This is a genomic window from Pseudomonas sp. RA_5y_Pfl1_P24, from assembly GCF_963970945.1.
Lineage (GTDB): Bacteria > Pseudomonadota > Gammaproteobacteria > Pseudomonadales > Pseudomonadaceae > Aquipseudomonas > Aquipseudomonas tritici.
Genome location: NZ_CAXAOJ010000005.1, coordinates 233,111 through 259,313, shown reverse-complemented (window position 1 = coordinate 259,313; position 26,203 = coordinate 233,111). Strand labels below are relative to the sequence as shown.

The window sequence follows — 26,203 nt, the reverse complement described above, 5'->3', positions numbered from 1 at the left end:
AGTCTGTGTCCTCAAGAAGTAATGTCAGCGGCCTTCGGCCTGCCGGGAATAGGTTAGATCAAGGTCTTGCCATGGCGCACGAAGGTCGGTTTGACCACTCGAACCGGGTACCACTTGCCGCGGATTTCCACTTCGGCCCGATCGGCGGTGGCCGTCGGTACACGCGCCAGGGCAATGGATTTGCTCAGCGTAGGAGAGAAACTACCACTGGTGATCTCCCCTTCGCCAATATTGGCGATACGAACCACCTGGTGAGCACGCAGAACCCCGCGTTCCTCCAGTACCAGCCCGACCAGTTTGAACTGCACACCCGCCGCTTTTTCCGCTTCCAGCGCGGTGCGACCAATGAAATTTCGCTCGGCAGGTTCCCAGGCAATACTCCAGGCCATGTTCGATGCCAGGGGCGAAACGTCCTGGTGGATGTCCTGACCATACAGGTTCATGCCAGCCTCCAGGCGAAGGGTATCCCGGGCGCCGAGACCGATGGGTGAAATCCCCGCGCCCACCAGATCGTTGAAAAAGCCTGGCGCCTGATCAGCAGGCAGGACAATCTCCAGGCCATCTTCGCCGGTGTAGCCCGTGCGCGCGATAAACCAATCGCCATCGGCGTGGCCTTCGAAGGGCTTGAGCTGGTGAATCAGCATGCTGCGAGACTGGGTGACCAGCTCGGCAATCTTCTGCCGGGCATGGGGGCCTTGGATGGCGAGCATGGCCAACTCAGGGCGCTCATGCAGCTGCACCTGGTAATTGCCCAGTTGCGCGTGCATCCACGCCATGTCCTGATCGCGGGTGGCTGCGTTGACCACCAGCCGATAAGCGTCCTCGGTGCGGTAGACAATCATATCGTCCACCACGCCGCCCTTTTCGTTGAGCATGGCGCTGTACAACGCACGGCCGCAGCCATGCAGACGTTCGACATCATTGGCCAGCAAATACTGCAGCCATTCCTTGGCCTGGGGGCCGCTGACATCGATCACGGTCATATGAGATACATCGAACACCCCGCAGTCGCGTCGCACCTGGTGGTGTTCTTCAACCTGCGAGCCGTAGTGCAGAGGCATATCCCAACCGCCAAAATCGACCATTTTCGCGCCGAGGGCGAGATGCAGGTCGTACAGAGGCGTACGCTGTCCCATGGGTTTCTCCTTCCGGGCGTGGCGAAGGTGCGCAGCGTTGCCGTTCGTGCCAAACACCTTGAATTACAAGGCCCGCAGCCACGCCCAGCGACTCGACCCGAAAGACGGGCCGCACCGAATGCCGCGCATTGTAGCTGCAAGCTGTAGGACTGGCACCTAACCGATTTGCCGGGCAGAGCGTCGGATCAGCCCGATTACCGGTAACAGGCCCACCAGCACCAGGGTCAACGCCGGCAAAGAGGCCCGTGCCCACTCGCCTTCGCTGGTCATTTCGAAAATCCGAACCGCCAGGGTGTCCCAGCCGAACGGGCGCATCAGCAAGGTGGCGGGCATTTCCTTGAGCACGTCGACAAACACCAGCAGCGCTGCACTCAAGGTACCCGGCAGCAACAACGGCAGATACACTTTGCAAAACAGTCGCGGGCCACTGACGCCCAGACTGCGTGCTGCTTCCGGCAAGGACGGGCGGATGCGCGCCAGGCTGTTTTCCAGCGGCCCATAGGCCACCGCCAGGAAACGCACCAAGTAAGCCAGCACCAATGCCGACAGGCTGCCCAGCAGCAACGGCTTGCCCGCACCACCGAGCCAACCAGACAGCGGCACCACCAGCTCACGATCCAGATAACTGAACGCCAACATGAGCGATACCGCCAGCACCGAGCCCGGCAAAGCATAGCCAACATTGGCCAGGCTGATGCCGGAGCGGATCGCCCGGGTCGGCGCCAGGCGGTTGGCAAATGCCAGCACCAACGCCACGCTTACGGTGATCAACGCTGCGATGCCGCCCAAGTAGAGCGTGTGGACGATCAGGCCCGAATAGCGCTCATCCAAGTCGAAGCGGCCGCGCTGCCAGAACCAGACGACCAGTTGCAGCATCGGGATGACAAACGCACAGGCGAACACCAGCCCGCACCAGCCGCTGGCCGCTGCTGCCTTGAGCCCACGCAAGTGATACAGCGCCTTGCCCCGCGGCCGCTCATTACTAGGCCGGCTGGCACCGCGTGCGCGACGTTCACCGTACAGCACCAACATCACCACCAGCAGCAACAGGCTGGCCAACTGTGCCGCGCTGGAAAGGCTGAAGAAGCCATACCAGGTCTTGTAGATGGCGGTGGTGAATGTATCGAAGTTGAACACCGAGACCGCACCGAAATCCGCAAGCGTCTCCATCAATGCCAACGCCACCCCGGCACCAATCGCCGGCCGCGCCATGGGCAGGGCCACGTGCCAGAACGCTCGCCATGGCGATTGCCCCAGCACCCGCGCCGCTTCCATGAGGCCTTTGCCCTGGGCCAGGAACGCCGTGCGCGCCAGCAAATACACATACGGGTAAAAGACCAGCACCAGCACGATGATCACACCACTGGTCGAGCGCACGCGCGGCAGGCGCAGGCCGCTGCCGAACCATTCGCGCAGCAGGGTTTGCACCGGGCCGGCAAAATCCAGCAGGCCCACAAACACGAAAGCCAGCACGTACGCGGGAATGGCGAAGGGCAACATCAGCGCCCAATCGAGCCAGCGCCGTCCGGGGAATTCGCAGAGGCTGGTCAACCAGGCCAGACTGACGCCCAGCAAGGTCACACCGACACCGACGCCCAACACCAGGGTGAGGGTGTTGCCCAGCAGGCGCGGCATCTGGGTTTCCCAGAGGTGGGACCAGATCTGCGCATCGATGCTCTGCCAGGACAGCAACATCACGCTCAGCGGCAGCAGCACCAGGGCAGCGACGGTGAAGACTGGCAGGTACCAACGGCGTTGGGCGGGGTGGGCCAATGAGAAACTCTCAGAATATTAAAGACTTTCAAGGCGCCGCTAACCAATGTGGGAGCGGGCTTGCTCGCGAATGCAGTGTATCAGTCACACATGCATCGACTGACACGACGCTTTCGCGAGCAAGCCCGCTCCCACATTTCGATCTACGGCGTTTTACAAATTTAGTTCCAGCCAGCCCTATCCATCAACCGAATCGCCTCAGCCTGACGCTTGCCCGCCACTTCCACCGGCAAGGTGTCCGCCACGAATTTACCCCAGGATGCCACTTCGGCCGACGGCGCTACCGCCGGGTTCGCCGGGAACTCCTGGTTCACGTCGGCAAAGATCTTCTGCGCCTCAGGCGTGGTCATCCACTCCACCAGCGCCTTCGCGGCTTCCGGGTGCGGCGCGTGCTTGGTCAGGCCAATACCCGACAGGTTCACATGCACGCCACGGTCGCCCTGGTTCGGCCAGAACAGCTTTACCGCCAGGTCCGGCTTCTGCTTGTGCAGGCGGCCGTAGTAGTAGGTGTTGACGATCCCTACGTCGCACTGCCCGGCGTTGATGGCTTCGAGCACCGCGATGTCATCGGAGAATACGTCGGTGGACAGGTTGTTGACCCACCCCTTGACGATTTCTTCGGTCTTGGCCGCGCCATGGGTTTCGATAAGGGTGGCAGTCAGCGACTGGTTGTAGACCTTTTTCGCCGTACGCAGGCACAGACGGCCTTCCCACTGTTTGTCGGCCAGGGCTTCGTAAGTGGTGAGGTCACCCGGTTTTACCCGGTCGGTGGAATAGGCGACGGTCCGCGCGCGCAAGCTCAATCCAGTCCAGGCGTGGGCCGACGAGCGATACTGCAGCGGAATATTCTTATCGATCACCGTTGAGGTGAACGGTTGCAGGATGCCCATCTGCTCGGCCTGCCAGAGGTTGCCGGCATCCACGGTGAGCAGCAGGTCGGCGGTGGCATTCTCGCCCTCGGCCTTGATGCGCTGCATCAGCGGGGCTTCCTTGTCGGTGATGAACTTCACCTGCACGCCGGTCTTCTGGGTGTAGGCGTCGAACACTGGCTTGATCAGTTCGTCGATGCGCGAGGAGTAGACCACCACTTCGTCGGCGGCCTGCACGGTGGTGCTGCCGATCAGGGTGAGTGCCAGGGCAGTCAGGAGGCGCTTGGTTGCCAGCATGGGGGCGGTCTCTCATTTGCGAAAAGAGGGCAAATGATAAGGACTCACATTTGGTGGTGCTTGCCGCAGGCGTTACCAGATGTTGCATAGCCAGCTTTTTGCGGTGGCGCTAATGGCCTCTTCGCGGGCAAGTCCGATCCCACAGGGGACCGGGCTTCGATGTCAGGGTTTTGCCAGGTCAGGAAGATCGCCGGTCAGGCCCAGCGCCTGGCGCACAAACACGGCCTTGGCTTCTGGCATCTGGTCGACCAGTTTCAACCCGGCATTACGCAACCAGCGCAGCGGTAGTTGGTCAGCCTGGAACAGCCGCTCGAAGCCTTCCATCGCCGCCATCAACGCTAGGTTATGCGGCATGCGTCGGCGTTCGTAGCGGCTCAGTACCTTCACATCCGCCAGGCGCTCACCGCGCTCGGTCGCCGACAGCAGCACTTCGGCCAGTGTCGCTGCGTCAAGAAAGCCCAGGTTCACGCCCTGCCCCGCCAATGGATGGATGACGTGGGCCGCGTCGCCGATCAACGCCAGACCTTCGGCCACGTAGCGTTTGGCGTGACGCTGGCGCAACGGCACACAAACGCGCGGGTCGGCGCTCAGCACCACACCCAGCCGGCCTTCAAAAGCCCGCTCCAGTTCACGGCAGAAGCTTTGATCATCCAGCGCCATCAGGCGTTCAGACTCAGCGGGCGTGGTCGACCAGACAATCGAGCACCAATCCTCCTGCCCACCCCGCACAAGCGGCAGGAACGCCAGCGGGCCGGTATCGGTAAAGCGTTGCCACGCTGTACGCTGGTGCGGCTCGCGGCTACGCACGCTGGTGACGATGGCGTTATGCAGGTAATCCCATTCACGGGTCGCCGTGCCGGTCAGGCGGCGCACGGCGGAGTTGGCGCCATCGGCGGCAACCACCAACGGCGCACGCAACTTGCGCCCATCGGCCAGGGTCAGCAACCAGTCATCGCCGGAGCGGCGCATCTGCTCCAGACGCGCGTTGGCCAACAGGCCCAGGTCGCAGTCGTGCAGACGGTCGAGCAAGGCATCCTGAACCACGCGGTTCTCAACAATATGCCCCAGCAACTCGGCATGCACGCTGGCCGCCGAGAAGTGGATCTGCCCGGTGCCGCTGCCGTCCCACACTTGCATCTCGCCATAAGGGCTGACACGGCGCGACACGATGCCGTCCCACACCCCCAGGCGCTCGAGGATGCGCTGGCTGGCGGCCGACAAGGCGCTCACGCGGGGCTCGAATGCGGCCTCGCGGTCGAAAGGCTTGACGCTCAGCGGGCTGCCGTCGAGCAGCAGCACCTGCAGGCCACTGCCTTGCAACGCCAGCGCCAGGGCGCTTCCGACCATTCCGGCCCCGACAATCAGCACATCTGCGCGCATGTCCATGCTTTAAGCCTGTCTCGCTGGCGGCTTGCGCCGCACGTAAAGGGTTTTGTCGACCCGCGCCACCAGGGTGCCGGAGCCGTCATGTATCTCGACCTTGAGGTGGGGCAAGTACTTCTCGCCACCTTCGGTGTGTCGACGCACCTCATCAAGCAAGGCGTCGTCGATGGAAAACTCGGCGTACACCGGGCCTTTGCCCGGCGAGATGAAATCGATGCTCGCGGCCTTGTCCCACACTATGTAGCCGCGCCCCAGGTTCTCCATCAGCATCAGCATGTAGAACGGATCCACCATCGAATACAGGCTGCCACCGAATTGCGTGCCGACATAGTTGCGGTTGTACCAGCCCAGGCCCATGCTCACTTTGACCTGACGGAAATCGGCGCTCATATACCGGACGCGGACCCCCGCCCCCAAGTAAGGCGGATACAGGGTCATGATCCAACGCAACAACCGCGCCTTGCCCAGGCGCTCGATCAACCACTTACGCATCGGGACGCGTGCCCAGGCCCATGGCCTGACGGGCGAACCAGCGCTTGGCCGGCGGTAACAGGTCCAGACCCAGCAGGCCCATGTTGCGGCCCAGCGCGACCAGCGGTTGGGCGCTGCCAAACAGGCGCGTGACTTGGTCGGAGAAGCCCACGGTAAGTTTCTGGTCGAGGCGCTGACGCTCGCGATAGCCCTGCAAGGTTGCCAGGTCGCCCGGTACTTGCGGCCCGGCCAGCAAGGCCTCAGCCAAGGCATTCGCATCGCGCAGGGACAAGTTGAAGCCCTGCCCGGCAATCGGGTGCAGGCTGTGGGCGGCATTGCCAAGGATTGCCAAGTGCGAACGCACTTGTTCCTCAGCCTCAACCAACGTCAGCGGGTACAGATGACGTGCGCCGACTTGCTTCAGGGTGCCCAGGCGGTAGCCGAACACGTCCTGCAATTCACTCAAGAAGCTACGTTCATCAAGGCTGGCCAGGCGCTGGGCATCCAAACCGATGCGCGTCCACACCAGCGCGCAACGGTTGTCCGGCAGCGGCAGCAAGGCCATCGGGCCTTCATCGGTGAAGCGCTCGAATGCTTCGCCGTTGTGGGCTTCGCTAGGCGTGATGTTGGCGATCAGCGCGCTCTGGTTATACGGGCGGGTTTTAACGCCGATGCCCAGTTGCTCGCGCAAGCCGGAACGGCCGCCGTCGGCCAGCACCGCGAGGTCGCATTCCAGCACGGTTTCATCGTTGAGGGTAAGGCGGTAGCCATCGGACAGCGGCTCCATGCGCGTGACTTCCGCCGGACAGCGCCAACTGACCACGTCTTTATCCAGGCCCTGCCACAGGCACTGGCCCAGCCAGGCGTTTTCCACCACATAACCAAGGGCGGGCACGCCCTCTTCCATGGCCGACAGACGCGCCGTGGAGAAGCGCCCACGGTCGGACACATGGATCTGCTTGATCGGCTCGGCGCGACGGGAAATGTCCTGCCACAGGCCCAAACGCTGATAGATCTGCCGGGCGCCGAAGGACAGCGCCGAAGAGCGCGCGTCGTAGCTCGGCTGGTAGCTGTCGCCCGGCGCGAACGGTTCGATCAGCACGATCTTCCAGCCGCGCGCCTTGGCCCCCGCCTGCAACGCCAACGCCAGGCTGGCACCGACCAGGCCACCGCCGATGATCGCCAGGTTGACCCGGCTCATCGCGCAGCCGCCATCAGCGCTTCGATATCGGCGACGGTCTTGGGCACGCCGCCGGTCAGGATTTCACAGCCTTGCTTGGTTACCACCACGTCGTCCTCAATGCGTACGCCAATGCCACGCCATTTCTTTGCCACATTCTGATTGTCCGGTGAGATGTAGATCCCCGGCTCAACGGTCAACGCCATACCGACTTCCAGCACACGCCACTCACCGCCCACTTTGTACTCGCCCACATCATGCACATCCATACCCAGCCAGTGGCCGGCGCGGTGCATGTAGAACGCTTTATAGGCTTCGCTGGCGATCAGCTCGTCGACGTCACCCTGCAACAACCCAAGCTTCACCAGCCCGGCGGTTATGACGTGCACTGTGGCCTCGTGGGCCTGGTTCCAATGCTTGTTGGGGGCGATCTGGGCAAAGGCAGCTTCCTGGGAGGCCAGCACAATTTCGTAGATCGCCTTCTGCTCGGGCGAAAACTTGCCGTTGACCGGCCAGGTGCGGGTGATGTCGCTGGCGTAGCAGTCGATCTCGCAACCTGCGTCGATCAGCACCAGGTCGCCGTCCTTGAGCAACGCGTCATTCTGCTGGTAATGCAGGATGCAGCTGTTGCGCCCGGCGGCGACGATGGAACCATAAGCCGGCATTTTCGCGCCGCCCTTGCGGAATTCGTAGTCCAGCTCGGCTTCCAGGCTGAACTCGTGCAAACCAGCCCTGCTGGCCTGCATCGCCCGCACATGGGCGGCGCAGGAGATGCGTGCGGCCTCGCGCATCACCTTCACTTCTGCCGCCGATTTATACAGACGCATGTCGTGAAGCAGATGATCCAGGGCAACGAATTCGTTCGGTGGCTGGGCGCCGAGGTGCGCTTTAGAGCGGATCACGTTGATCCACTCCATCAGGTGCCGGTCGAATTCGGCGTTGCTGCCCATGGCCGAATACACCCGGTCGCGGCCTTCGATCAGGCCGGGCAGGATGTCGTCGATATCGGTGATGGGGAAGGCATCGTCGGCGCCAAAGTCGCGAATTGCGCCTTCGGTGCCGGCGCGCAGGCCGTCCCACAGTTCGCGTTCGGCATTGCGTTCGCGGCAGAACAGCACGTACTCGCCATGCTGGCGGCCGGGCATCAGCACGATCACCGCTTGCGGCTCGGGGAAACCGCTCAGGTACTGAAAATCGCTGTCCTGGCGGTACACGTGTTCGACATCACGGTTGCGGATCGCTACGGCGGCGGCCGGCAGGATCGCGATGCTGTTGGGTTCCATCTGCGCCATGAGCGCCTTGCGGCGCCGCGTGTATTCCGCTCGGGGGATATGAGTCATGGACAGATGGGCTTCCTTTCTTAATGCAGCGACGGCTTGGGTGCAGCGGGCTCAGCAGACTTCTTGGTCTCTGTGAATAGCAGCAGCGGCGCGACGCGCAGGTATTCCATCACCTCCATGTAGTCGCCTTCACCGTCCTCGGATTCTTCCAGGGCGTCTTGCACCTGGGAGATGGCTGCCAGGTCCTGCAACACTTCCTTGGCGTCGGTGCTCAATTCCAGGCCGCCGGCGTTTACGCCAAAGCCGTGGAGGAAACCTTGGCACCATTGGCCCAAGGCTGCAGCGCGTTCGGTGAGCGGCGCGTCGTCAGTCGGCAGCAGCAGGACCACGGTGACGTCATCACCGGTCAGCTCGCCCTTGACCATCTCTTGCAAGCCGATCAGCGCGTTACGCACGTTGTCGGTCGGCTCGGTTTCGAGCAGCTCGGCCACATCGGCCAGCCAGTTATCAGCGTCAAAGCCAACGCCGGTGCAACTACGGCCCAGGAGCACGCCGTGCAGTTCGGCAGGCGAGCAGGGGTGGCCGCTGGTGCTCAGCAGTTTGGAAAAAGCATCGTACGGGGAGTTCTGAATAGGCATGGTGAGCTAGGCGCCAGACGGCGCAATGTCTAGAATGGAGCGTTGTATCCTAGCACCGGCAGGCGTACCAAGACTATCAAGGGCGTCAGATCGTTTATCCTGCAGTTGCCATTCATCAGACAAATCCAGTGGAACCCAATGGAAGACACCGACCTGCAAGCGCTGATGGCCAGACTCGAATTGCTAATTACCCGGGTCGAGCAACTAAAGACTCAAAACGGACTCCTATTAGCTCAGGAAAAGACCTGGCGCGAGGAACGCGCTCACCTCATTGAAAAAAACGAAATCGCCCGGCGTAAGGTCGAATCGATGATTTCGCGCCTGAAGGCCCTGGAGCAAGACTCATGAGTTCAAGCAATAGCGTCACCGTGCAGATCCTCGACAAAGACTATTCGATCATCTGCCCCCAGGAAGAGCGCAGCAACCTGGTGAGCGCCGCCCGCTACCTGGACGGCAAGATGCGTGAAATCCGCAGCAGCGGCAAAGTGATCGGCGCCGACCGCATCGCCGTGATGGCCGCGCTGAATATTACTCACGATTTACTGCATAAGCAGGAACGCCCTGATGTGCAGGCCAGCGGCTCTACCCGTGAGCAGGTGCGTGACCTGCTGGAACGTGTTGATCTGGCGCTTTCGAGCGACACAGAAGCACCCAAGGGCTGATTGCCGCGACTGTTTAAGGTATACTCGCCCCACTCCCTGGCGTGTTTGCCAGTCGGCGATGTCCCTGAGCCGATTCGCACTACCCTGGAAGTTGCACGTTGGGCTGGTGTGCATGTCCGCTAGACGGAAAGCCTTAAAGCCTACTGCATCTTCCACCTTGAACTTTCGGGTTCAAGGGCTAAGTCGACAGCGGCTCTGTCGGGGAGCCTGAATTCCCAAACTCAATGCCAGTCCTCGGACTGGCATTGTTTTATGAGCCGAAACCATGACCGAACCTGCGCCGCTTTCCCGTCCGCAACTTCGACGCATGTTGCGCCAGGCCCGCCGCGCCCTTACGCCGAGCGAGCAGCGCAAGGCCGCCCACGGCCTGTATCGGCAACTGGCACAGCACCCGCTGTTTCGCCGGGCCAAACATATCTCTTTGTATCTACCGACGGACGGTGAAATCGATCCGCGCTTGCTGCTGCGCGCAGCCCAGCGCCGAGGCAAGGCCACGTACCTGCCGGTACTCAGCGCCTGGCCGCGAACCAAGATGGTGTTCCAGCGCGTAAGGCTTGGGGAAAAGCTGATGCCCAATCGGTTTCGCATTCTGGAGCCACGGGTGAATATCAGCCGTCAGCGCAAGGTCTGGGCGCTGGACCTGGTGCTGCTGCCGTTGGTGGGGTTCGATGATGCGGGTGGGCGACTGGGCATGGGCGGCGGGTTTTACGATCGCAGCCTGGCTTATCTGGCGCGCCGCAAGAGCTGGCGCAAGCCGACGTTGCTGGGCCTGGCCCATGAATGTCAGAAGGTCGATCGGTTGGCGCAAGCGAGCTGGGACGTGCCGTTGGCGGGCACCGTAACAGATAAGAATTGGTACATCGCACAGACGCCACTGGAATCAGCGGCGCCTTGAAGAAGTGTTAACGCTTGAACGGTTGCGACTTCTGCTGAGCCAGTTCAACGGGAGCATCGGTGTTGTTCGACCACAAGCTTTGGGCATACCCGGTGGTCACGACGCCCAGACCAAACAAAATCACCAAAATCCATAGTAAATCCGGTTTACGTTGCATCGATTGCCCCCCTGCAGGCACCTCGTACACGATGACAACAACGTTCCAAAGGAGTCCGTTGCAGCTGCGCCAAGCTTTAAAAGCCGGCATTCTGCGGTAACGTGAACCAACACGCAAACCTTGGCGCCAACCGACTGTCGGTTTGTCATCAAATTACCTGACAACTTGCCCACTGTCTTTTTCAGGAGCCCAAAGATGGCCTATTGGTTGATGAAATCCGAGCCCGATGAACTCTCTATCAAAGGCTTGGAAAAGCTCGGTGAAGCGCGCTGGGACGGGGTGCGCAACTACCAGGCGCGCAACTTTTTGCGCGCGATGGCGGTGGGTGACGCGTTTTTCTTTTACCACTCCAGCTGCCCCGAACCTGGCATTGCCGGCATCGGAAAAATCGTCGAGGCGGCCTATCCGGACCCCACAGCGCTAGAACCAGAAAGCCACTATTTCGACGCCAAGGCCACCCCGGAAAAAAATCCGTGGAGCGCGATCAACGTTGCGCACGTTCGGACCTTTACCAACGTGCTGGGCCTGGGCTACCTGAAACAACAAGTCGCCCTCGCCGAATTGCCCTTGGTGCAAAAAGGCAGCCGGCTTTCGGTGATGGCCGTCACGCCCGAGCAATGGGCCGCCGTGATCAATTTGCTTTAACTGACCGACATCAAGGCCCTCCCAGGGCAAACCGGTCACACTGGAACGCTAAAGCCGCAGGAAGCAGCCATGTCGACGAACCACCACACCTCCCGCCTTTTCGCCGTCGCACTCATCGCGCTGCTGCTGGGTGCCGGCGGCTTCGGTTACTGGCGCTCCACCCAGGATCGCCTGCCCGAAGGGCTGGGCATGGGCAACGGCCGCCTGGAATCCACCGAAGTGCAGATCGCCACCAAGATCCCCGGGCGCCTGGCCGACGTGCGGGTGGACGAAGGCGACAAGGTACTCAAGGGCCAACTGCTCGCACGCATGGACACCCGCACCCTCGAAGCCCAACGCGCCCAGGCCGAGGCTGAAGTGCTGCGCGCCAAGGAAAACTTCGCCGCTGCCGAAGCCAATGTGCAACTGCGCCAGAGCGAACAACTGCTGGCAAACCAGGAACTCAGGCGTACCCAACAGCTGTACAAACGCGGCTTCGCCAGCAGCCAGTTGATCGACCAGCAGCAAGCGCGGCAGAACACCGGCAATGCAGCAGTCGTTGCCGCACAAGCCCAAGTCGCCTCGGTGAAAGCCGCCATCGTCGCCGCCCAAGCCCAAGTCGCACAGCTCACCAGCGAAATCGACGACAGCAGCCTGCGCGCACCTATCGACGGGATCATCCAACTGCGCCTGGCAGAACCCGGCGAAGTGCTGGGTGCGGGCGGGCGGGTTTTGCTGCTGATTGATCCCAATGATCAATACATGAATTTCTACCTGCCTGCTTCCGTCGCCGGGCGCCTCACCGTCGGCAGTGACGCACGCATCCTGCTCGATGCCCTGCCCGACCAACCGCTGCCGGCCACGATCAGTTTTGTCGCCGCAAAATCCCAGTTCACACCCAAGGAAGTGGAAACCCGCGACGAACGCCAGAAACTGGTCTTCCGCGTCAAACTGCGCCTGACTCAACCCAGCGCTGCGCCCCAAGCCAAACCGGGCACGCCCGGCGCGGGTTATGTACGCACAGCTGACATCGACTGGCCGGCCAACCTGCAATGACCGCGCTGGCGCTGCAGGCCAGCGGGATCAACCACCGCTACGGTAAGCAGCAGGCACTGGTCGACATCGCCTTCAGCCTGCCGGCGGGTACGCGCTGCGGGTTGATTGGCCCGGACGGCGCGGGCAAGTCAAGCCTGCTGGGCTTGATCGCCGGGGTTAAGAAACTCCAGGAGGGTCAGCTGGAAGTGCTCGGCGGCGCCATCGAAGACCGCCGCCACCGCAACAGCCTGTACCCACGCATCGCGTTTATGCCCCAGGGTTTGGGCGGCAATTTGTATCCCGAATTGTCCATCAGTGAAAACATCCGTTTCTTTGCCACGCTGTTTGGCCTGTCCAGAGCCGACTGCGACCAGCGCATGCACAACCTGCTGCTGGCCACCGACCTTGCGCGCTTCGCCGAGCGTCCGGCCGGCAAGCTGTCTGGCGGCATGAAGCAGAAACTCGGCCTGTGCTGCGCGCTGATCCACGACCCGGACCTGTTGATCCTTGACGAGCCCACTACCGGCGTCGACCCACTGTCACGCCGGCGCTTCTGGGAACTGGTAGAAAGCGTACGCAGCGAGCGCCCACAACTGACGCTGCTGGTAGCCACGGCCTACATGGAAGAAGCCGAGCAGTTCGAACATTGCCTGATGCTTGATCGCGGCAAACTGATCGCGGTCGGCTTGAGCAGTGAACTGGCCGCCGCAACATCCAGCGGCAAATTGGACGAGGCTTTCACCCACTTCCAGGGCGACAGCGCCCACGACAATAAGCCGCTGGTGATTCCGCCGAGGGAAAGCGACAACACCGATATCGCCATCGAAGCCCACGATCTGACACTGCGTTTTGGTGATTTCACGGCGGTGAACACCGTCAGCTTCGCCATCGGCCGAGGCGAAATATTCGGCTTTCTCGGCTCCAACGGCTGCGGCAAGACCACCACCATGAAAGTCCTCACCGGGCTGATGCCCGCCACCGAGGGCAGTGCGACACTGCTGGGCAATCCTGTCAACGCCAAGGACCTGGTCACTCGCAAACGCGTGGGGTTCATGTCACAAAGCTTCTCGCTGTACGGCGAACTCAGCGCGCGCCAGAACCTGATGCTGCATGCGCAATTGTTCGACTTGCCAAAGGCGGACAGTGGCCCGCGTATTGATGAGTTGATCCAGCGCTTCGACCTCGGCGATGTGGCCGAGCAACCATCCGGCGAACTGCCCCTCGGCTTGCGCCAGCGGTTGTCATTGGCGGTGGCCGTGCTGCATCGGCCTGAAGTGCTGATCCTTGATGAGCCCACTTCGGGTGTCGACCCAGCCGCGCGCGACGACTTCTGGCGGTTGCTGATCGAGCTGTCCCGCGAACAAGGCGTGACCATCTTCCTGTCCACCCACTTTATGAACGAAGCCCAGCGCTGTGACCGCATCTCCTTGATGCACGCGGGCAAGGTACTGGCCTGCGATACGCCGGATGCGCTGCAACAACAATTCCACGGCGAGACGCTGGAAGCGGCGTTCGTCACCTGCCTGGAACAAGCCCAAGGCGAGCCGGAACCCACTGCGCCCGCCGCAACCGTCAGCGAAACCAGTGCGCCACCCGTGAGCAAGCGCGGCTTCAGTCTGTCTCGCCTGCTTGCCGTAGCCAGCCGCGAAGGCAAGGAACTGTTGCGCGACAAAGTGCGCATGGCCTTCGCGCTGCTGGGGGCAATGTTCATGATGGTGATCTTCGGCTACGGCATCTCCCTGGATGTGGAAAACCTCGCCTTCGCTGTCTACGACCAGGACCAGACGCCACAAAGCCGCGCCTACCTGGAGGCTTTTCGCAGCTCGCGCTACTTCGCCGAGCAACCGCTGATCAGCGACTCGAATGAGTTGCACCGACGCCTGCAACGCTCGGAAATAAAACTGGCGCTGGAGATACCGCCTGGCTTTGGCCGTGATCTCTACGCCGGTCGCCAGCCCACCGTGGCTGCCTGGCTTGATGGCGGCATGCCGTTTCGCGCGGAAACCAGCCGCAACTACGTTGAAGCCGTGCACCAGGAGAACCTCCGGCAACTGGCCGAGCTGAGCAGCCTGCCTCGCAACAACTCAGCCGCCGTCAAGCTGGAAACCCGCTTCCGCTATAACCAGGACGTGGTCAGTGTGAATGCCATCGGCCCCGGGGTGATGGCGCTGATCCTGGCGTTTATCCCGGCGATGCTGACGGCACTCGGCATCGTGCGCGAGAAGGAGCTGGGCTCGATCACCAACTTCTACGCCACGCCGCTGACCCGCCTGGAATTCCTGCTCGGCAAACAGGCGCCCTACCTGGCGGTGAGCCTGGTCAACCTGGCGATATTGGTGGCGATGAACCGCTGGCTGTTCGGCGTGCCGTTCAAAGGCAGCGCGCTCACGCTGGCGTTCGGCGGCCTGCTGTATGTGCTGGCCACCACCAGCATGGGCCTGCTGATTTCGGCGTTCACCCGCACGCAGATCGCCGCCATCCTCGGCACCATGATCATCACCAGCCTGCCGACCATCCAGTTCTCCGGGCTGATCGTGCCGCGCTCGTCCCTGGAAGGCGCGGCTGCGTTGATGGGCACGCTTTTTCCGGCGGGGCATTTTCTGGATATCGCCGTGGGCACTTTCACCAAGGCCCTGGACGTGCGCCAGTTGTGGCCGCAGTGCCTGGCACTGTTCGGGTTCTTTATAGGGTTTACTGGGCTGAGCTTGATCATGCTCAAGAAGCAGGAGGCCTGATGCATAAGTTTGCGCACATCCTGCGCCTGGGTATCAAGGAACTGACCAGCCTGCGCCACGACAGCGTGTTGCTGCTGTTCCTGTTCTACGCCTTCACCGTCGCCATCTATATGCCCGCCGCTGGATCGGTGATCGGCGTGCACAACGCCAGCGTGGCGTTTGTCGATGAAGACCACAGTCCGCTTTCGCGTCAGATGGCCGAGGCGCTGCAACCGCCCGAGTTCCAGGCCCCCATGCCATTGCCCTATGACCAACTGGACAAGGTCATGGACAGCGGCGAGTACACCTTCGTGATCAATGTGCCGGCGAATTTCCAGGCCGACCTGTTGGCCGGTCGCCAGCCCGGCGTACAGGTGAACGTCGATGCCACGGCGATGAGCCAGGCATTCATGGGCGCGGGCTATATCGGGCGGATTTTCCAGAGGGAATTGCTCAATTACAGCGGCCAGACCGATGCCGCCCGCCACGCGCCCGCCCTGCTGACCACCCGCGCATTGTTCAATACCAACCTGGAAGGTGGCTGGTTCCTGGCGGTGATCCAGATCGTCAATAACATCACCATCCTCGCGATTATCCTGACCGGTACCGCGCTGCTGCGCGAGCGTGAGCACGGCACCCTCGACCATCTATTGGTGCTGCCGCTGACCGCGCTGGAGATCATGCTGGCAAAAATCTGGAGCAACATGCTGGTGGTGGTGTTGTGCACTTGGCTGTCGCTGGAAGTGGTGGTCAAAGGGCTGCTCGGCGTGCCGCTGGCCGGGTCGCTCGGGCTGTTTCTGTTTGTGACGGCGCTGTACCTGTTTGCCAGTACGGCCCTGGGGATTTTCCTGGCGACGCTTGCGCGTTCGACGCCGCAGTTCGGCTTGCTGGCGATTCCAGTGATTATCCCCATGCTGTTGCTCTCAGGCGGCAGCACGCCGTTGGACAGCATGCCCGAGTGGTTGCAGTGGGTGATGCAAGGGTCGCCGTCGACACATTTTGTGAGTTTGAGTGCGGCGATTCTGTTCCGGGATGCGGGGGTGGGCTTGGTGTGGCCGGACTTGCTGGCGTTGGCGGGGATTGGGTTGGTGTTTTTTGCGGTGGCGCTGGCGCGGTTCAGGAAGAGCCTGGCCTCGTGACGAAGCCTACGTAGCCGCTGCCTCGCCAGGGCTCGACAGCGGCTTCGGGGGAGGGTGTTACTGGATGATCAGGTTGTTGAACAACAAATCTTCCACTACCGGCTTGCCGGTCTCGTCGTTCATCACTTGCTGGGTTTGCTTGAGAGCTTCCTGGCGCAGTTTTTCCTTGCCTTCAACGGTGCTCATGCTCTCGTTGGTCTGCTGAGTGAACAGTGCCACCAGTTGGTTACGGATCAACGCGTCATTGGCTTTGACCGCAGCGGCAGCTTCGGTGCCGGTCACGCGCAGGGCGATGTCGGCCTTGAACACCTTGAGTTTCGCCGTGCCATCCAGGCCGTAGTTGCCCACGAACGGCGGGCTCAGGCTGATATAGCTGACCTTCGGCGCCTCGCCTTCTTTGGCCTCTTCGGCCTGGGCTGCCATCGGCAAGGTCAGGGCCAGCATCAACAGGATCCACGCTTTCACAGTTCATTCCTCACATTCGGTTGCCAAGTAGCATAACGCTAGCAAGGCTGAGCACAAGCTTATGGCGACTTATCAGGCCCGGGCATGCTCGTTGACCCACGGGCGTACCCTCCTACACTTATCGGCCACGATGCCAAAAGGAATAGTCCGATGAAAGCTGTGCTGTGCAAAGCCTTCGGCCCCGCCGAAACCCTGGTGCTGGAAGAAATCGCCAGCCCGGCGATCAAGAAAAACGAAATCCTGCTGGACGTGCATGCCGCCGGGGTCAACTTCCCGGATACCTTGATCATTGAGGGCAAGTACCAGTTCAAGCCGCCCTTCCCGTTTTCGCCGGGTGGCGAAGCGTCGGGCGTGGTCAGTGAAGTGGGCGAAAAGGTCGGCCACCTGAAAGTCGGTGATCGGGTCATGGCGCTGACCGGCTGGGGCAGCTTTGCCGAACAGGTCGCGGTGCCGGGCTATAACGTACTGCCGATCCCGCCGAGCATGGACTTCAACACCGCCGCGGCTTTCAGCATGACCTACGGCACCTCGATGCACGCGCTGAAACAGCGGGCCAACCTGCAACCTGGCGAAACGCTGTTGGTCCTCGGCGCCTCCGGTGGCGTGGGTCTGGCCGCCGTGGAGATCGGCAAAGCCATGGGCGCACGCGTGATCGCCGCCGCCAGCAGTGCCGACAAACTCGCAGTGGCCAAGGCGGCTGGCGCTGATGAGCTGATCAACTACAGCGAAGCCAGCCTGAAAGACGAGATCAAGCGCCTCACCGACGGCAACGGTGCCGATGTGATCTACGACCCGGTGGGTGGCGATCTGTTTGACCAGGCCATCCGCGCGATCGCCTGGAACGGCCGCCTGCTGGTGGTGGGGTTTGCCAGTGGGCGTATTCCGGAACTGCCGGTGAACCTGGCGCTGCTCAAGGGCGCCGCAGTGGTCGGGGTGTTCTGGGGTTCATTTGCGCAGCGTCAGCCGCAGGATAATGCGGCGAATTTCCAGCAGTTGTTCACATGGTATTCCGAGGATAAGTTGAAGCCGCTGGTGTCGCAGGTGTACCCGCTGGAACAGGCCGCCCAGGCGATCAATGATTTGGGGCAGCGCAAGGCGGTGGGCAAGGTCGTCGTCCAAACTCGCTAAACGATGTGAAATTCGGTCAATGTGGGAGCAAGCCCGCTCCCACATTGGGATCTCCAACGCCTCACGAACTCAATCCCGACCAGCACTTATCTATTCGCGACATGTTCATAAGAGAACATGCAATTGCTCTGATTTCCTGTGTTTGCAGATAAGAGGCGATGCTATTTTCGGTAACGAAACTGTAACATTCGCATCCGCAGTCAAAACAAGAAATTTGGAGCTCTTGAATGTTTGCTTTCTTTCGTCCTGCCGCACATCAGGCGCCCCTGCCTGAAGAAAAAATAGACAGTACCTACCGACGCCTGCGCTGGCAGATCTTCGCGGGTATTTTCTTCGGTTACGCCGGGTACTACCTGCTGCGTAAAAACTTCTCCCTGGCCATGCCCTACTTGATCGACGAGGGTTACACCCGTGGTGAACTGGGCCTGGCGATGTCGGCTATCGCGATTGCCTACGGCCTGTCCAAGTTCCTCATGGGCCTGGTGTCCGACCGCTCCAACCCGCGCTATTTCCTGCCCTTCGGCCTGCTGGTTTCAGCTGGGGTCATGTTCATTTTCGGTTTCGCACCTTGGGCGACGTCCAGCGTGACCATGATGTTCATTTTGCTGTTCATCAACGGCTGGGCTCAAGGCATGGGCTGGCCGCCCAGTGGACGGACCATGGTGCACTGGTGGTCGCAGAAAGAACGCGGCGGCGTGGTGTCGGTATGGAACGTGGCGCACAACGTCGGCGGCGGCCTGATCGGCCCGCTGTTCCTGCTGGGCATGGCCTGGTTCAACGACTGGCACGCAGCGTTCTATGTACCGGCGACCGTGGCATTGGCAGTGGCGGCGTTTGCCTTCATCACCATGCGCGACACCCCGCAATCAGTCGGCCTGCCGTCGATCGAGAAGTACAAGAACGACTACCCGGAAGGCTATGACGCCAGCCACGAAGACGAATTCAGCGCCAAGGAAATCTTCGTCAAGTACGTGCTGCGCAACAAAATGCTCTGGTACATCGCCTTCGCCAACGTGTTCGTCTACCTGCTGCGCTACGGCGTACTGGACTGGGCGCCGACCTACTTGAAAGAAGCCAAGCACTTCACGGTCGACAAATCGTCCTGGGCGTACTTCTTCTATGAGTGGGCAGGTATCCCGGGCACGCTGCTGTGCGGCTGGATGTCGGACAAGATCTTCCGTGGCAACCGTGGCCTCACCGGCATCGTGTTCATGGCCCTGGTGACCGTGGCGACCCTGGTGTACTGGCTCAACCCGCCGGGTAACCCGATGGTCGACATGATCGCGCTGGTGTCCATCGGCTTCCTGATCTACGGCCCGGTAATGCTGATCGGCCTGCAGGCGCTGGAGCTGGCACCGAAAAAAGCCGCCGGCACAGCGGCGGGCTTCACCGGTTTGTTCGGTTACCTGGGGGGCTCGGTGGCAGCGAGTGCGGCCATGGGCTACACCGTGGACCACTTCGGCTGGGACGGTGGTTTCGTGCTGCTGATCGGCGCGTGCGTGTTGGCAATCGCCTTCCTGATCCCAACGTTGTGGCACACCAACAGCGTCAGCTCGGGGCGTTAACCGCCTGAGCAATCCTTCGCACAACGCTTGAGCCGCGCCTCCAGGTTTTTATCTGGCATGGCGTGGCTACGCAGGGCGTTGACGGTCTGCTCGACATAATCACGCGTAGTGCCGTAACGCCCGCAAGCGCTTTGCAACACGTGGTTCAGCACGATATCAGGCAAGTTGCCGGCGTAGCTGGGCAGGTGCCGCTCCAAAACAAATCCCAATGCCTGCACCGTACTGCCATCTTCCAGACGGCAGCTGAGCCAGTGCGGCCGGTAAGAGGGGTAAGGCATCTCGCGCTGCCACAAGGCGTAGAGCGAGGCCTCCAGTTGATCTTCCGGCAAGCGGTAAGCAAACCCGCTGCAAGAGCCGCCGCGATCCAGACCAAAGACCAAACCTGGTAATTCCGGCGTACCCCGGTGCTCGTGGGACCACAAGTAAAGACCCCGATGATAACCATGGACCCGTGCCCGCATGCGCTCGGTCGACGAGCATTCAGGGCGCCAGATCAGCGAACCATACGCAAATAGCCAGACCGGCCCACCCTTATGCCGGGCCATGGTGGCCTGCATCGAGCTCATCAATTGTTCGTGAGTGAGTTGCGGCCCAAGATCGAGACGCGGAGGGTAAGCCAACTGCAAAAGATCAGTTTCAATGGCGGTCATGGCGAAAAGCGGTACGCCTCCTATGTATTACCAGTTGTAAGCAACTTTACCGTAATAAAACCCGCAGCAATAAGCCGCCCGTCTCAGATATAGCTTAAGGACATTTGCCTGAGACACTAAATACCGTAAGCGAATAAGTACGGATATAAGCACCACAGCCATTTGTCAGCATTACGCGTGCCAATGCCGTCGCTTTCAGCCCCGGTTCAGCCTGGGAACCCGCCAACCCATCAAAATAGCGTACACATCACGACCCACTTAGCCGCCCACCCAATCGACTCTTGAGGTCGCACCCATGAACAGATTCCGAATGCCTGGCCTGTTGTTCCTGGCCCAGGCCACCACCGCACTGGCTGGCGAAACACTCGCGAGCGAGGACGACAAAGGCTTCTGGTACGCGCAGACCAGCGTCTACACTCGGCATTTCGCGCCCGACCCGGAGCACAACAACAACCAGGACCTGATCGGCCTGGAGCGCAACGAAGCGTCAGGTTTCGTGTATGGCGGGGCAACGTTTCGCAATTCGTTCAGGCAGCGCTCGTATTACGCGTACGCGGGCAAGCGCTACGACATGGCGAACTATCCGGTGTATTTGAAGCTGACCGGCGGAGCGATCCAGGGTTATCGCGGCAAGTACCGCGACAAGATCCCACTGAATCGTTACGGCGTGGCACCGGTGATCATTCCGTCGGTGGGCGCGCATTACGGGCCGGTGGCGGCAGAGATGGTGTTGCTGGGGTTCAATGCGGCGATGGTGACCACAGGCGTGCGCTTCTGACACAGACACGACGCAGTCCGCTCCCACAGTTTGATCGGCGTACACCCGTGATGTATGTGATCGCGTCAGGCCCGTGGGGCGTAGGCGAACACATCGGCACGCATCTGGTGCGCGTCCATACCGGCATCCACCAGCGCATCCAGGGTACCGTAGATCATCGCCGGTGAACCGCTGGCGTAGACGTGCACCGACTTGAGGTCGGTGATGTCTTCACACACCGCTTCATGCAACAACCCACAGCGCCCTTCCCAACCACACAAGTCGCTGACAACTTTGTGCAGGAACAGGTTGGGCAGTTGCCGCCACTGGTCCCAGTGCTCAATGTCGTAGAAATCTTCCGGGCGACGTACGCCCCAGTACAGGTGCACCGGGTGCTTGAAGCCAGAGGCGCGGCAATGCTCGATCAGGCTGTGCATCTGCGCCATGCCGGTACCGGCAGCGATCAACACCAGCGGCCCGTCCGGCAGCTCGGCCAAGTGGGTATCACCAAAGGGCATTTCGATCCGGGCCATCTGGTTACGCTGCAGTTGCTCCAACAGGGTGCGCGCACTGTCCTCGCGGACCAGCACATGCAACTCAAGCTCGCGTCCAGCATGGGGTGCCGACGCCAGGGAGAATGCCGATTTCTCGCCATTGTCGCGCTCGATCATCAAGTATTGCCCGGCGTGGTAACGCACCGCCCTGCCGGCCGGCGCGCGCAGGCGCACGCGCCATACATCGCCACCGACTTCTACGCATTCACTCAATTGGCATGACAACTTACGCAATGGCAACTCTCCCGGCGCCAGCACGCCATCCCACAACACAATGCAATCTTCCAGCGGCTCAGCGATACACGTGTAGAACTCACCATGGTCGCGCACTTCACCGGCTTGCCGCACTCGGCCTTCCACGAGCAGCGCGGCGCACACATGGCATACGCCGTTGCGACAGGCCTCGGGGCATTCGTAGCCCAAGCGGCGCGCGCCTTCGAGGATTCGCTCGCCAGGGACCAGCTCCAGCACGGCGCCGGAAGGTTGCAGGGTTACACGCATCAATCTATTCCCAATTCTTTCCAGATCGCATCGACACGGGCAGTGACGGCTTCATCCTTTACGATCACCCGACCCCATTCGCGGGTGGTTTCACCCGGCCATTTGTGGGTGGCGTCCAGGCCCATCTTCGAACCCAAGCCCGACACTGGGGAGGCGAAGTCGAGGTAGTCAATCGGCGTGTTGTCGATCATCACCGTATCGCGCTTGGGGTCCATGCGCGTGGTGATGGCCCAGATCACGTCGTTCCAATCTCGGGCATTGATGTCGTCGTCGGTGACAATAACGAACTTGGTGTACATGAACTGTCGCAAAAACGACCACACACCGAGCATTACCCGCTTGGCATGGCCTGGGTACGACTTCTTCATGGTCACGATGGCCATGCGGTACGAGCAGCCTTCCGGCGGCAGGTAGAAGTCGGTGATCTCCGGGAATTGCTTTTGGAGGATCGGCACGAACACTTCGTTCAGCGCCACGCCCAAAATAGCCGGCTCATCCGGCGGGCGGCCGGTGTAGGTGCTGTGGTAGATCGGCTTGATCCGATGGGTGATGCGCTCGACGGTGAACACCGGGAAGCTGTCGACTTCATTGTAATAGCCGGTGTGGTCACCGTACGGCCCTTCATCGGCCATCTCGCCCGGATGAATCACGCCCTCGAGGATGATTTCGGCCGTGGCCGGCACTTGCAGGTCATTACCACGGCACTTCACCAGTTCGGTGCGGTTGCCGCGCAGCAGGCCGGCAAACGCGTATTCGGACAGGCTGTCCGGCACCGGGGTCACGGCGCCGAGGATGGTAGCCGGGTCGGCACCCAGGGCCACGGAAACCGGGAACGGCTTGCCAGGGTGCTTTTCACACCACTCACGGAAGTCCAGGGCGCCGCCACGGTGGCTCAACCAACGCATGATCACCTTGTTGCGGCCGATCACTTGCTGGCGGTAGATACCGAGGTTCTGGCGGTCCTTGTTCGGGCCTTTGGTGACGGTCAGGCCCCAGGTGATCAGCGGGCCGACGTCGCCTGGCCAACAGGTCTGCACGGGCAGCATGCCGAGGTCGACGTCATCGCCTTCGATGACCACTTCCTGGCACACCGCGTCCTTGACCACTTTGGGGGCCATGGCAATGATCTTGCGGAAGATTGGCAGCTTCGACCAGGCATCCTTCAGCCCCTTGGGCGGCTCGGGCTCCTTGAGGAAGGCCAGCAGCTTGCCGATCTCGCGCAGTTCGCTGACCGCCTCGGCCCCCATGCCAAAAGCCACGCGCTCGGGGGTGCCGAACAGGTTGCCGAGCACCGGGATATCAAAGCCGGTCGGGTTCTCGAACAGCAGTGCCGGGCCCTTGTTGCGAAGGGTACGGTCGCAAATCTCAGTCATTTCCAGCACCGGGGAAATCGGCATCTGGATACGTTTCAACTCTCCGCGCTGCTCAAGTTGCTGCACGAAATCCCGAAGATCCTTGAATTTCATTAACCATGCCACCCGTAAAATAGGCGTACATCCTACCTGCTATGACGGCGACTGGCAGCTTATCGCGGTGCATTTGGGTACAGAGAATGCTTAAAAAACCGACGAAAAGAAATGGCGCCCCTGAGGGCGCCATTCTTTCGGACCTGAAACGTCGTATTACTTACGCTTCATCGACAAGAAGAACTCGTCGTTGGTCTTGGTGGCTTTCAGCTTGTCGATCAGGAACTCGATGGCGGCGACTTCGTCCATCGGGTGCAGCAGCTTGCGCAGGATCCACATGCGCTGCAGTTCGTCGTCGGCAGTCAGCAACTCTTCGCGGCGGGTGCCGGAACGGTTGATGTTGATCGCCGGGAACACGCGTTTTTCCGCGATACGACGGTCCAGGGGCAGTTCCATGTTGCCGGTACCCTTGAACTCTTCGTAGATCACTTCGTCCATCTTCGAACCGGTTTCAACCAGCGCGGTGGCGATAATGGTCAGCGAGCCGCCTTCTTCGATATTGCGCGCAGCGCCGAAGAAACGCTTCGGTTTCTCCAGGGCGTGGGCATCGACACCACCGGTCAATACCTTGCCGGAGCTCGGGATCACGGTGTTGTAGGCACGGGCCAGACGGGTGATGGAGTCGAGCAGGATCACCACGTCCTTCTTGTGTTCGACCAGGCGCTTGGCCTTCTCGATCACCATTTCGGCAACCTGCACGTGGCGGGTTGGCGGCTCATCGAACGTGGAGGCAACCACTTCGCCGCGCACGGTGCGCTGCATTTCGGTCACTTCTTCCGGACGCTCATCGATCAACAGTACGATCAGGTGAACTTCAGGATTGTTACGCGCGATGTTCGCTGCGATGTTCTGCAGCATGATGGTCTTACCGGCTTTCGGCGGCGCGACGATCAGGCCACGCTGGCCTTTGCCGATCGGGGCGCACAGGTCGATCACACGACCGGTCAAGTCTTCGGTGGAACCGTTACCGGCTTCCATCTTCATACGCACGGTCGGGAACAGCGGGGTCAGGTTCTCGAAGAGAATCTTGTTTTTCGCGTTCTCTGGACGATCGAAGTTGATCGTGTCGACCTTGAGCAGGGCGAAATAGCGCTCGCCTTCCTTAGGAGGGCGGATCTTGCCAACGATGGTGTCACCGGTACGCAAGTTGAAACGACGGATCTGGCTCGGCGAGACGTAGATATCGTCTGGGCCGGCAAGATAGGAGGCGTCTGCAGAGCGGAGGAAGCCGAAGCCGTCCTGGAGAATCTCCAGCACGCCATCACCGGAGATTTCCTCGCCGCTTTTCGCGTGCTTCTTGAGCAGGGAGAAAATCACGTCCTGCTTGCGCGAACGGGCCATATTTTCTATGCCCATTTCTTCGGCCAGTTGGAGCAGGTCGGTAATCGGCTTTTGCTTGAGTTCAGTCAGATTCATATAGGAATGACGTAATCATTTATGGAGGGGGGAAATTAAGCTTTTGGCTTAATGAGGCCGCGCCGCAGAGAAGGCGACAGGATCGCGTACTAATCGAAAAGGAATGCGTCGGCGACGGCTTGCAGGGGGCAGTGGAGAAACCAGTGCGGGACCGAATGTACCACCTGAATTTCGGAGCGTCTAGCCCTGTTTCACGAAAAAGCCCCGCGATTTGCGGGGCTTTTTTGAAGACGCTTAGATGTTCGCGTCGAGGAAAGCTTGCAGCTGAGACTTCGACAGCGCGCCTACTTTAGTGGCTTCGACGTTGCCGTTCTTGAACAGCATCAGGGTCGGAATACCACGCACGCCGTGCTTGGCCGGGGTTTCCTGGTTGTCGTCAATGTTCAGCTTGGCAATGGTCAGCTTGCCTTCGTAAGTGGTTGCAATGTCGTCCAGGACTGGAGCGATCATTTTGCAAGGGCCGCACCACTCAGCCCAGTAGTCAACCAGCACCGGGCCTTGAGCCTTGAGTACTTCGGCCTCAAAGGTCGCGTCGGTGACGTGCTTGATAAGATCGTTGCTCATGGATGTCTCCGGATTGTAAGCAAAAAAAACGTGGCCCATCATAGCCGCCCTTCCCGCGTTCAGGAAGCCGCCTCTGATTGAGTCTTGCTATGGTGCCGCATGAGTTTGGGTATCGCCCCACTCAGGGTGTTACGGGAGTCACGAAAGCGATGCCCGTGCGCAACGCCGCATTGCGCACGTGTTCCTGCATGGTTTTCTGCGCCGCTGCACTGCCGCGACGGGCCAGGGCGCGCACTATCCGGCGGTGCTCCTGCCAGGTTTCCATGGCCCGCTCCGGCCGGATGAACGGTAGTTTCTGGCTCTCGAGGAACACTTCGGCACTGGCGCTGAGAATACTCACCATCGCTTGATTACCACTGGCCAGCAGGATGCGCTGATGGAATTCGAAGTCCAGTCGGGCAGCCGCTTCGAAGTCGCCGGCCTTGAGCACCTTGCGCATGGCCTCGACGTTGTCTTCCAGGCTATCCAGCTCATCGATGGTCAGCGTCACCGCCGCCAACCCCGCCGCAAAGCCTTCAAGAGCGTAGCGCAACTGGAAGATATCCAGCGGCGTAGCCTGCGCCGCAAACGGCCAGGCAAACCCCGGCGACTCGTCGGCAGCCTGTACGAACACGCCCTTGCCCGGCTGCACACTCACCACGCCCAAGGCGCTCAGGGACGACAACGCCTCGCGCAACGACGCCCGGCTTACGCCCAACTGCAGCGCAAGATCGCGCTGGGACGGCAAAGCATCGCCCGGCCCGAAGCCTTGCTCCTTGATCAGTTTGCGGATGGCCTGCAGGGCCGCTTCCGGTACGGCTTGGGCGATGGAATTCATAAAAAACTCAAGGTTCCAGTCAACTGAGCGGCTAGTTGTAAAGCTATTCGGGTCGGGCGGCAAGCCA

Annotated in this window: 26 protein-coding genes and 1 other RNA gene; 11 read left to right on the top strand and 16 right to left on the bottom strand. The window is 61.0% G+C overall.

Features of this window, described 5'->3' with window-relative positions:
- Nucleotides 1-53: 53 nt before the first annotated feature.
- The 8 genes from gcvT to AACY30_RS10175 all read right to left on the bottom strand — a co-directional run bounded on the left by gcvT (nucleotide 54) and on the right by AACY30_RS10175 (nucleotide 9,027).
- The gene (gene gcvT, locus AACY30_RS10210) at nucleotides 54-1,136 is read right to left on the bottom strand and encodes a glycine cleavage system aminomethyltransferase GcvT (RefSeq protein WP_339540249.1); all 1,083 of its coding nucleotides are present in this window, start codon (nucleotides 1,134-1,136) and stop codon (nucleotides 54-56) included.
- A gap of 156 nt (nucleotides 1,137-1,292) precedes the next feature.
- Complete coding sequence (locus AACY30_RS10205) at nucleotides 1,293-2,909, bottom strand: ABC transporter permease (RefSeq protein WP_339540248.1); 1,617 nt, start codon at nucleotides 2,907-2,909, stop codon at nucleotides 1,293-1,295.
- Between the two features lie 161 nt (nucleotides 2,910-3,070).
- Nucleotides 3,071-4,075, bottom strand: a complete 1,005-nt coding sequence (locus tag AACY30_RS10200) for an extracellular solute-binding protein (RefSeq protein WP_339470980.1) — start codon at nucleotides 4,073-4,075, stop codon at nucleotides 3,071-3,073.
- Nucleotides 4,076-4,237: 162 nt separating this feature from the next.
- Nucleotides 4,238-5,455 carry a 2-octaprenyl-3-methyl-6-methoxy-1,4-benzoquinol hydroxylase gene (locus AACY30_RS10195; protein ID WP_339540299.1) on the bottom strand — a complete coding sequence of 406 codons (1,218 nt, stop codon included), beginning with the start codon at nucleotides 5,453-5,455 and terminating at the stop codon, nucleotides 4,238-4,240.
- Nucleotides 5,456-5,464: 9 nt separating this feature from the next.
- Nucleotides 5,465-5,950, bottom strand: coding sequence for a DUF4442 domain-containing protein (locus AACY30_RS10190; RefSeq protein ID WP_339470982.1), 486 nt, complete (start codon nucleotides 5,948-5,950; stop codon nucleotides 5,465-5,467).
- Entirely contained in the window at nucleotides 5,943-7,130 is a 1,188-nt protein-coding gene (ubiH, locus tag AACY30_RS10185; protein ID WP_339470983.1) for a 2-octaprenyl-6-methoxyphenyl hydroxylase, read from the bottom strand. The genes AACY30_RS10190 and ubiH overlap by 8 nt, the downstream gene beginning before the upstream one ends.
- The gene (gene pepP, locus AACY30_RS10180; protein ID WP_339470984.1) at nucleotides 7,127-8,449 is read right to left on the bottom strand and encodes a Xaa-Pro aminopeptidase; all 1,323 of its coding nucleotides are present in this window, start codon (nucleotides 8,447-8,449) and stop codon (nucleotides 7,127-7,129) included. The genes ubiH and pepP overlap by 4 nt, the downstream gene beginning before the upstream one ends.
- A gap of 20 nt (nucleotides 8,450-8,469) precedes the next feature.
- On the bottom strand, nucleotides 8,470-9,027 hold the full coding sequence (locus AACY30_RS10175) for a YecA/YgfB family protein (protein WP_015886444.1): 558 nt from the start codon (nucleotides 9,025-9,027) through the stop codon (nucleotides 8,470-8,472).
- 138 nt (nucleotides 9,028-9,165) lie between these two features.
- On the opposite strand from AACY30_RS10175, the gene AACY30_RS10170 reads away from it, so the two are divergent.
- The 4 genes from AACY30_RS10170 (at nucleotide 9,166) to AACY30_RS10155 (ending at nucleotide 10,584) form a co-directional block, all read left to right on the top strand.
- Complete coding sequence (locus AACY30_RS10170) at nucleotides 9,166-9,375, top strand: TIGR02449 family protein (protein WP_339415172.1); 210 nt, start codon at nucleotides 9,166-9,168, stop codon at nucleotides 9,373-9,375.
- Nucleotides 9,372-9,689, top strand: a complete 318-nt coding sequence (locus AACY30_RS10165) for a cell division protein ZapA (protein WP_339540247.1) — start codon at nucleotides 9,372-9,374, stop codon at nucleotides 9,687-9,689. Before AACY30_RS10170 ends, AACY30_RS10165 begins: the two co-directional genes overlap by 4 nt.
- Before the next feature lie 30 nt (nucleotides 9,690-9,719).
- Nucleotides 9,720-9,898, top strand: a non-coding RNA gene (ssrS, locus tag AACY30_RS10160) — 6S RNA.
- 56 nt (nucleotides 9,899-9,954) lie between these two features.
- The gene (locus AACY30_RS10155; RefSeq protein WP_339470988.1) at nucleotides 9,955-10,584 is read left to right on the top strand and encodes a 5-formyltetrahydrofolate cyclo-ligase; all 630 of its coding nucleotides are present in this window, start codon (nucleotides 9,955-9,957) and stop codon (nucleotides 10,582-10,584) included.
- A gap of 7 nt (nucleotides 10,585-10,591) precedes the next feature.
- Here AACY30_RS10155 and AACY30_RS10150 read toward each other — a convergent pair whose 3' ends face one another.
- Nucleotides 10,592-10,741: a hypothetical protein gene (locus AACY30_RS10150; protein ID WP_339540246.1), complete on the bottom strand. Its 150-nt coding sequence runs from the start codon at nucleotides 10,739-10,741 to the stop codon at nucleotides 10,592-10,594.
- 195 nt (nucleotides 10,742-10,936) lie between these two features.
- Between AACY30_RS10150 and AACY30_RS10145 the strand changes: the two genes are divergently transcribed.
- The 4 genes from AACY30_RS10145 to AACY30_RS10130 all read left to right on the top strand — a co-directional run bounded on the left by AACY30_RS10145 (nucleotide 10,937) and on the right by AACY30_RS10130 (nucleotide 16,253).
- The gene (locus tag AACY30_RS10145; protein ID WP_339540245.1) at nucleotides 10,937-11,386 is read left to right on the top strand and encodes an EVE domain-containing protein; all 450 of its coding nucleotides are present in this window, start codon (nucleotides 10,937-10,939) and stop codon (nucleotides 11,384-11,386) included.
- A 69-nt stretch (nucleotides 11,387-11,455) separates the two neighbouring features.
- Nucleotides 11,456-12,421, top strand: a complete 966-nt coding sequence (locus AACY30_RS10140) for an HlyD family secretion protein (RefSeq protein ID WP_339540244.1) — start codon at nucleotides 11,456-11,458, stop codon at nucleotides 12,419-12,421.
- Entirely contained in the window at nucleotides 12,418-15,135 is a 2,718-nt protein-coding gene (rbbA, locus tag AACY30_RS10135) for a ribosome-associated ATPase/putative transporter RbbA (protein ID WP_339540243.1), read from the top strand. The genes AACY30_RS10140 and rbbA overlap by 4 nt, the downstream gene beginning before the upstream one ends.
- Nucleotides 15,135-16,253: an ABC transporter permease gene (locus AACY30_RS10130; protein WP_339415165.1), complete on the top strand. Its 1,119-nt coding sequence runs from the start codon at nucleotides 15,135-15,137 to the stop codon at nucleotides 16,251-16,253. Before rbbA ends, AACY30_RS10130 begins: the two co-directional genes overlap by 1 nt.
- Before the next feature lie 57 nt (nucleotides 16,254-16,310).
- Here AACY30_RS10130 and AACY30_RS10125 read toward each other — a convergent pair whose 3' ends face one another.
- A complete protein-coding gene (locus AACY30_RS10125) occupies nucleotides 16,311-16,718 on the bottom strand; it encodes a flagellar basal body-associated protein FliL (protein WP_049711009.1) in 408 nt (135 codons plus the stop codon).
- Between the two features lie 150 nt (nucleotides 16,719-16,868).
- Between AACY30_RS10125 and AACY30_RS10120 the strand changes: the two genes are divergently transcribed.
- Together AACY30_RS10120 and glpT are read left to right on the top strand one after the other, a co-directional pair.
- Nucleotides 16,869-17,846 carry an NADPH:quinone oxidoreductase family protein gene (locus AACY30_RS10120; RefSeq protein WP_339415164.1) on the top strand — a complete coding sequence of 326 codons (978 nt, stop codon included), beginning with the start codon at nucleotides 16,869-16,871 and terminating at the stop codon, nucleotides 17,844-17,846.
- 227 nt (nucleotides 17,847-18,073) lie between these two features.
- Nucleotides 18,074-19,411, top strand: a complete 1,338-nt coding sequence (glpT, locus tag AACY30_RS10115; protein WP_339540242.1) for a glycerol-3-phosphate transporter — start codon at nucleotides 18,074-18,076, stop codon at nucleotides 19,409-19,411.
- Here the strand turns inward: glpT and AACY30_RS10110 are convergent.
- The gene (locus AACY30_RS10110; RefSeq protein ID WP_049711006.1) at nucleotides 19,408-20,061 is read right to left on the bottom strand and encodes a gamma-glutamylcyclotransferase; all 654 of its coding nucleotides are present in this window, start codon (nucleotides 20,059-20,061) and stop codon (nucleotides 19,408-19,410) included. The two genes, glpT and AACY30_RS10110, sit on opposite strands and share 4 nt — an antisense overlap.
- A 295-nt stretch (nucleotides 20,062-20,356) precedes the next feature.
- Between AACY30_RS10110 and AACY30_RS10105 the strand changes: the two genes are divergently transcribed.
- Nucleotides 20,357-20,839 carry a sn-glycerol-3-phosphate transporter gene (locus AACY30_RS10105; protein ID WP_339470995.1) on the top strand — a complete coding sequence of 161 codons (483 nt, stop codon included), beginning with the start codon at nucleotides 20,357-20,359 and terminating at the stop codon, nucleotides 20,837-20,839.
- A gap of 65 nt (nucleotides 20,840-20,904) precedes the next feature.
- On the opposite strand, the gene AACY30_RS10100 is transcribed toward AACY30_RS10105, so the two are convergent.
- The 5 genes from AACY30_RS10100 to AACY30_RS10080 form a co-directional block, all read right to left on the bottom strand.
- Nucleotides 20,905-21,873 (bottom strand): CDP-6-deoxy-delta-3,4-glucoseen reductase, encoded by a 969-nt coding sequence (locus tag AACY30_RS10100; protein WP_339540241.1) that lies wholly within the window; start codon nucleotides 21,871-21,873, stop codon nucleotides 20,905-20,907.
- Nucleotides 21,873-23,339 (bottom strand): 4-hydroxy-3-polyprenylbenzoate decarboxylase, encoded by a 1,467-nt coding sequence (ubiD, locus tag AACY30_RS10095; protein WP_049711003.1) that lies wholly within the window; start codon nucleotides 23,337-23,339, stop codon nucleotides 21,873-21,875. The genes AACY30_RS10100 and ubiD overlap by 1 nt, the downstream gene beginning before the upstream one ends.
- A 156-nt stretch (nucleotides 23,340-23,495) precedes the next feature.
- Nucleotides 23,496-24,755: a transcription termination factor Rho gene (gene rho / locus AACY30_RS10090; RefSeq protein ID WP_048729328.1), complete on the bottom strand. Its 1,260-nt coding sequence runs from the start codon at nucleotides 24,753-24,755 to the stop codon at nucleotides 23,496-23,498.
- A gap of 234 nt (nucleotides 24,756-24,989) precedes the next feature.
- Complete coding sequence (gene trxA, locus AACY30_RS10085) at nucleotides 24,990-25,319, bottom strand: thioredoxin TrxA (protein WP_003213989.1); 330 nt, start codon at nucleotides 25,317-25,319, stop codon at nucleotides 24,990-24,992.
- A 121-nt stretch (nucleotides 25,320-25,440) separates the two neighbouring features.
- Entirely contained in the window at nucleotides 25,441-26,136 is a 696-nt protein-coding gene (locus AACY30_RS10080; protein WP_339427620.1) for a FadR/GntR family transcriptional regulator, read from the bottom strand.
- Between the last annotated feature and the right edge of the window lie 67 nt (nucleotides 26,137-26,203).